This is a genomic window from Candidatus Hydrogenedentota bacterium (assembly GCA_035416745.1).
Lineage (GTDB): Bacteria > Hydrogenedentota > Hydrogenedentia > Hydrogenedentales > SLHB01 > UBA2224.
In genome coordinates, this window is the sequence record DAOLNV010000075.1 from 2195 (window position 1) to 6917 (window position 4723).

Below are 4723 nucleotides of genomic sequence, written 5' to 3' on the forward strand. Positions count from 1 at the left end.
CCGCGATTGGGGGTGATTTCGACCTCGAGGATGGTGTCGTTGAGACCGAGGATTTCGAGGGCATCGGCGCCGACGGGAGTTTCGGGGGGCAGTATGAGCAGGCCGGAGTGGTCGGCCCCCATACCCAGTTCATCGGCGGCGCACATCATACCCTGAGATTCGACGCCGCGCATTTTTCGGCGGGCGATCTTGAATCCGCCGGCCAGCGTAGAGCCTTCGACTGCCGTGGGCACTTTATCGCCGACGCGCATATTCTTCGCGCCACAGACGATCAGGAGCGGGTCTCCCCTGCCGATATCCGTTGTGCAGACGACGAGTTTGTCGGCATCGGGATGCGGGTCGATGGTCTTGATTTGTCCGACGACGACGTTGCTCAGGCTAGCGCCTGGGCGTTCGAGCGCCTCGATTTCGAGACCGAGCATGGTGAGTTCGTTGGCGAGCTTGTTGACGTCGGTATCTATGTTGACGAGTTCGCGTAGCCAATTGAGTGAAATGCGCATGTTAGAACTGCTCCAGGAACCGCAAGTCGTTTTCGTACAGGTAATGGATGCTGGTGATTGCGTGGGTCAGCATGGCAATGCGGTCTATGCCCATGCCGAACGCGAAGCCAGTGTAAGTTTCAGAGTCGTACTTTGCGTATTTGAATACTTGGGGGTGGACCATGCCGCAGCCCAGGATTTCGAGCCATCCGGAGTGTTTGCAGACCCTGCAGCCCCTGCCGGAACACACGGTACAGGAGATGTCGACCTCAGCCGAAGGCTCGGTAAACGGGAAGTAATGGGGGCGAAAACGCATTTTGGTCTTTGGCCCGAAATAGCGCTGTATGAACAGCATGAGCACCCCTTTGAGATGGGCGAAACTGATGCCTTTGTCAACCAGAAGCCCCTCGATTTGGTAGAACATGGGGCTGTGGCTGGCATCCTGGTCGACGCGGTAGACGCGCCCGGGGACTATGACGGCCACGGGCGGCTGAGTGCGTTCCATCACTCGCATCTGGACAGGCGAGGTATGGGTCCTGAGGACGACGCCCGGTTTGATGAAGAAGGTGTCGTGAAGGTCGCGGGCAGGGTGGTCCGACGGAGTGTTCAGGCTGTCGAAATTGTAGTACTCGGTCTCGACATCGGGTCCCGTGGCCACTTGGAACCCCAATTGGACGAAGATGTCGGTGATTTCCTCGGCCACGCGCATGATGGGGTGCTTGTGCCCACGCAGGGGTCGTCTGCCGGGCAGGGTCAGGTCGATGCGTTCGGCGGAGGCTGAAGCTGCTTCTTCGGACTCGGCCAGGGCGGCTTTCCTGGATTCCAGGGCATCATTGAGAGCCTGCTTGACGTCGTTTGCGACCTTTCCGAGGATGGGCCTGTCCTCGGGCGCAACTTCGGCGAGGCCGCGCAAGACCTCGGTCAGCAATCCTTTACGCCCCAAGAATTTAACTCGAATCTGCTCAAGGGAGGCCAAATCGGTCACGGCATTGATGGACTGGACGGCCGTGGCGCGGATTTCGTCAAGTTTTTGTTTCATTCACGAACAATCCTCTTCCAGTTATGTTTTGAATAAGGCCGAACCTATGCGTACTTGGGTTGCCCCTTCCTCGACGGCGACTTCGAAATCGTTTGACATACCCATCGATATCGTGGTGAGGCCGTTTGCCAGCGCCAACTCGCGCAAACGTGTGAAGAACGGGCGCGTTTGTTCCGCGTGTTCAACAAAAGGCGCCATGGTAAGCACACCGTCCAAGCGCAAGTATTTCATGCCCCTAATCGTGTCAACAGCCTCGGGCAATTCCTCGGGTGCGAATCCGTGTTTAGTCTCCTCGGCCGAGACATTGACCTCGACCAGGATCGGCAGGGGCGCCTCCCTCCCAGTTTCTTCGCAGCGGCGGTCGAGCGTTTCGGCCACGGCCAGCCGGTCCACGGCATCCACACGGCTGAAGGACCGGATAATCTCGCCACATTTGCGACGTTGGATGTTGCCAATCATGTGCCAGGTGGCTTCATGAGTAAACTGCTCGATCTTTTCGCGGGCGGGTTGCAGGCGGTTCTCGCCGAAATGGGTGACTCCCAGGTCGTAGAGGGTTTGAATCTCATCGAGACCGACCGTTTTGGTGACAGCCACGAGCTGGACGCCGCCGGGGTCGCGCCCCGCCCTGCATGAAGCTGCTGCAACGCGGCCGCGGACCTCGGCAAGATTGCGTTCTATAGCAGCTTGCGGTATGGTCACGCAACACTTCCCCCGTTCCGGTCAAAATAAACAAGGTGTTATGATAGTGCCGCCCGGATTCGGGATCAAATTGCGTATTTGATCTCTTCAAACAAACCAGAGCCGGCCTGTTTCAGCGCACGTGAGGCGCAACACCCCGGGGCCCCGATGATGCTCAGGTATTTCCAAGGCGGGTGGTCTTGTGGAATTCGTACCACTGCCCGCTCAACTCGAAAAACACGTTGTCGCCGAGACCGATGAATTGGTCTATGACCGGCTGTTCTTTACGGAGCGCGGCAAGCGTCTTGGATGCCGGGGTAAGCACGGTTGTCTGCTGGTTCTGGTAGCCGTCTTGACGCCAGACATCCTCGGCAGCGTTGTATTGAAAGACGCGCGTTGCGATGTCAATCGGCTTGGCGGCCCGCGCTTCCCGGGTTTGTTGGATTTCGAGGAGGCGTTTACGTTCGGAGACGTTGAGCGGCAAATCGGCCTGGAGGCACATGTCGATGATCATGTCGGAGGCCTCGTCGAAGAAAGTCGAGACTTCCATTCGGGCCTGGCGGAGAAGGGCCAAGGCTTCGAGGGTGCGTCCTTCTTTGTGCAGTTCGAGAGCATGCATGCGCCAGAGGCGGGCCTGGGCGAACTGGTCGCCTTTGGCTTCGGTGGCATTGAGTTCAGTGTAGATGTTGCGGGCTTCGGCGAGGAGCGCGTCTTTTTGCTTCCCGAGTTCTTCCGCTTCGGTATCGAGTTGTGCCGCCTGAGCCTCTTGTCCGTCGGCGCGGGCCTGCTTAGCCTGAAGGGCCATCTTGTCTGCCTTGGCGCCGAACTCTTCCGCATCGCGCTCCTTTATGAGGGCGGTGTTTATCGGGATCATCCGTTGCGCCACGGCGTGACCAGGATTGGCGCGAAGGTAATCTTCCCAGCCGGCGCGGGCCTCTTCGAATTGGCCGTTGGCCTGCAGGTTATGGTAGAGCATGCGGCGGACCCAGCTCTCGTGGCGTTGTTTGGTTGCCTCGGTGAGGTAGGTGACGGCGTTCATGTGGTCATGGAGCTTCTCGGCGTATATCGCGTAGCCGAGGTCGAAATAGAGCCGGTAATCGCGGGGATTGTTTCGAATGCCGTCTTTGAGGAAGTTAACGGCGGCATAGTAGGCCCGTTCTTTGTTCCCGACCCAATCGCAGTCCTGTGGTATGTAGTCCTTCTTGTACTCGGGCGTTTCAGGCATCTGGGCGGTGAGGTTATATGCGAGATGCCATGCACCGATGAGATAGGCGTCAACGAAATTGGGGTCGAGGAGGACGGTGGTGCGCATGAGTGGGACCATACGCTGCACATCGCCCGTGTGGAAGGCCTCGTCCACCTGGATCCAGACGAGGCCGGCGGCGAGTTTGCGGAAGCCGAGGAACATCTGCCCGATACTGACGGGAGTTTCCTGGTTCCGATAGATATCGGCCACGCCGATCTGGTTTCCCACCGTAGCGAGGCGCTTTTCGCGGCGGAACTTGATGAAATCCGCCCGTTCCTGTGCAAGCGCATCGCTTCGGGCGAACCGCCATACTTCGGCGTCTCTTTTTACCTGTTCCGGATTGGCCTTAATAGCGGCGCCGCCGCTTTCATTCTCCTCTGAAAGGCTCCCGGTGCTGAGTGTTCGGGTGTAGCGGACGAGTTTTGGATATGGTTCGCCGGTTGCATCGTCCACGTCGTCCTCCAAAACGGGGGTATCAGGCAACGTGTTGTCGGCCTTGTCCGCCACCCTGTCGAAGAGTTCGCGGTCCATGAAACGTTCCGCTTCTTCGGTCTCCAACTCGGGAGTGATGGTGCCGAACACGCGCAACTGGGTAGAGGCGGTTACGAGCCACCGGTAGAAGGCATCGGCTTCGCGCAGGTTGCGGACGCGGTATCCCTGGAGAGCGCCCAAAGCCAAGGCGGCGATGGTCAACAGGGCCAGTATAAGATTCGGGAACCGTTTCATGATGGCTTACAGCTCCTTACGGCGGAATACCCAATATGCAATGATGTAGCCTGCGAGGGCGTATAACATGCCGTATACGACGAGGTTGGGGATCTGGATATCTTTGGGCGTGTCATTGATTTGGAGGCCCAGGATCTGGGTTTTGAGGCTGAAATTCTGTAAGTCAGGCAGGGTGTATCGTAGCACCCACGCGATCCAGCCCAGGGCCTTGTCGGCGGCGTTTTCAGACACTTCGGAGCGGTTCACGACGCTTTCGAGATACTGGGTCAGGTTGCCTGTGATGTAGATGAAGAGTCCGGCGATGGTCGGCAAGACGGCGGAGGTAGACGCGGCCGCCACGGCAAACGTGAAAGCCGATACGATGAGAAACTCGAAATACGTCAAGAAGATGGAGTAGAGCAACATGCGCGGGAAGATGGGTTCCTTGATATAGAGGGCAATGGAGAACAGCACGCCCATCAGCAGAAGGTTTACAAGCACAGTGATTTGCACGCCGACGAACTTGCCCAGGAGATACTGGAACCGGCGGACCGGTTTTGAGAGGACGGTGTAAAT

General features: G+C 58.1%; 5 protein-coding genes. All 5 read right to left on the reverse strand.

Features of this window, described 5'->3' with window-relative positions:
- Positions 1-500, reverse strand: a 500-nt coding sequence (locus PLJ71_17925) for a phenylalanine--tRNA ligase subunit beta (protein ID HQM50571.1), incomplete at its 3' end; no start/stop codon positions are given.
- Position 501: 1 nt separating this feature from the next.
- Positions 502-1518, reverse strand: coding sequence for a phenylalanine--tRNA ligase subunit alpha (pheS, locus tag PLJ71_17930; GenBank protein ID HQM50572.1), 1017 nt, complete (start codon positions 1516-1518; stop codon positions 502-504).
- Between the two features lie 21 nt (positions 1519-1539).
- Positions 1540-2217 carry a YggS family pyridoxal phosphate-dependent enzyme gene (locus tag PLJ71_17935; GenBank protein HQM50573.1) on the reverse strand — a complete coding sequence of 226 codons (678 nt, stop codon included), beginning with the start codon at positions 2215-2217 and terminating at the stop codon, positions 1540-1542.
- 154 nt (positions 2218-2371) lie between these two features.
- A complete protein-coding gene (locus tag PLJ71_17940; GenBank protein HQM50574.1) occupies positions 2372-4168 on the reverse strand; it encodes a hypothetical protein in 1797 nt (598 codons plus the stop codon).
- A gap of 6 nt (positions 4169-4174) precedes the next feature.
- The coding region (locus tag PLJ71_17945) for a hypothetical protein (protein HQM50575.1) at positions 4175-4723 on the reverse strand (549 nt) is incomplete at its 5' end.

Bases quoted from the DNA above. Each gene is read 5' to 3' on its own strand.
- pheS (HQM50572.1), bottom strand. From the start codon at position 1,518: ATGAAACAAAAACTTGACGAAATCCGCGCCACGGCCGTCCAGTCCATC.
- PLJ71_17940 (HQM50574.1), bottom strand. From the start codon at position 4,168: ATGAAACGGTTCCCGAATCTTATACTGGCCCTGTTGACCATCGCCGCC.